Source organism: Gordonia sp. NPDC003429, from assembly GCF_053588575.1.
Genome location: NZ_JBSFQF010000053.1, coordinates 1 through 1,486, shown reverse-complemented (window position 1 = coordinate 1,486; position 1,486 = coordinate 1). Strand labels below are relative to the sequence as shown.

The window sequence follows — 1,486 nt, the reverse complement described above, 5'->3', positions numbered from 1 at the left end:
GGCCCTTCCTGATTGACGGTGCGTGAAACAGGTTCTGGCGACCACAAGATGTGGGGGTGATGAAGGTCGCCGATGGTGCGGCGGTGTGCCTGGAGATGTAGGCGGGTCCTGCGGTGTAAGGGTGAAAGCTCCTACACAAACACCAGCACACCGACAGGACCCATGACGCAGCGTAGCGCGATTGCTGACACGATTTGCCGCACCATCGAGTTAGGGGTGTCGATCACCGACGCCGCCGTCGATGCCGAGGACCGCACCCACCTGTTCTGCCAGGTCCTGGCCCCGAAGGACACCTGCCCGGCCTGCGGGCAGTCGGGCCAGCTGCGTGATCACATCGATCGTGAGGTCGCTGATCTGCCGATTGTCGGTCATCCCACCCGCCTGCACCTGCGGGTGCCGCGGTATGTGTGCAGCACCGCCGAGTGTGCGACGTCGATCTTCCGTGCCGACATCAGCACGATCGTCGCACCGCGCACCCAAGTCACCCGGCGCACCACCACCTGGATCATGCGCCGGATGATTCTGGACAAGATGAGCGTCACGGCGGTCGCTGCCTCGGTCGGCCTGGGCTGGAACACCGTCAACGCACTGGCCCTGGACGCGGCCCGGAAGCTGGCGGCCGCACCCGACCGGCTGGCCGGTGTGCGGGTCTTGGGTGTGGATGAGCACAAGTGGAAACACGTTCGCGGTGAGGGTGATTCGAGTTTCGTGACCGTGTTGGTCGATCTCACCCCGATCGTCGATGGCACCGGGCCGGCACGGTTGCTCGATGTGGTAGCCGGCCGCTCGAAAGCGGCGCTCAAGGACTGGCTCGATGCTCGCGACCAGTCGTTTCGCGATCGTATCCGGGTGGTCACCATGGACGGGTTCGCCGGCTACCACACCGCCACCGCGGAGACCCTCGACAAGGCCCGCACCGTGATGGACCCGTTCCATGTGGTGCACTTGGCGGCGCAGAAGCTAACGTTGTGTCGTCAACGCGTGCAACAAGATACCTGCGGACACCGCGGCCGCAGCGGGGACCCGTTGTTCGGTATCCGCCGCACTCTGCTGACGCGGATCGGGTTGCTCAGTGACAAACAAGCAACCAAGCTGCAGACCGGGCTGGATGCCCGTGACGAGCATATGGCCGTTTCGGTCACCCACGCGGTGTATCAAGACCTCATCGGCGCCTACGAGCACCCGGACAAGCGTGCGGGCAAGATCGCGATGTACAAGCTGCTCAAACGCATCCGCAACGGCCTACCCGCAGGACTGTGCGAGCTCGCCCAACTCGGCCGATCGTTGTGGGCACGGCACCGCGAGATCCTGGCCTACTTCGACACCGGCGCCTCCAACGGGCCGGTTGAAGCGATCAACGGCCGACTCGAGCACCTACGCGGCATCGCCCTCGGATTCCGCAACCTCAGCCACTACATCTTGCGGTCACTGATCCACTCTGGCCAACTCGCAGAACGCCTCGATGCACTCTGAATCAGGAAGAGCC

1 protein-coding gene is annotated in these 1,486 nt (G+C 64.3%); it reads left to right on the top strand.

Annotated elements, in window-relative coordinates; all coding sequences use genetic code 11:
• Window positions 1-162: 162 nt before the first annotated feature.
• Window positions 163-1,473 carry an ISL3 family transposase gene (locus ACWDSI_RS20440; RefSeq protein ID WP_449757685.1) on the top strand — a complete coding sequence of 437 codons (1,311 nt, stop codon included), beginning with the start codon at window positions 163-165 and terminating at the stop codon, window positions 1,471-1,473.
• Window positions 1,474-1,486: the final 13 nt, after the last annotated feature.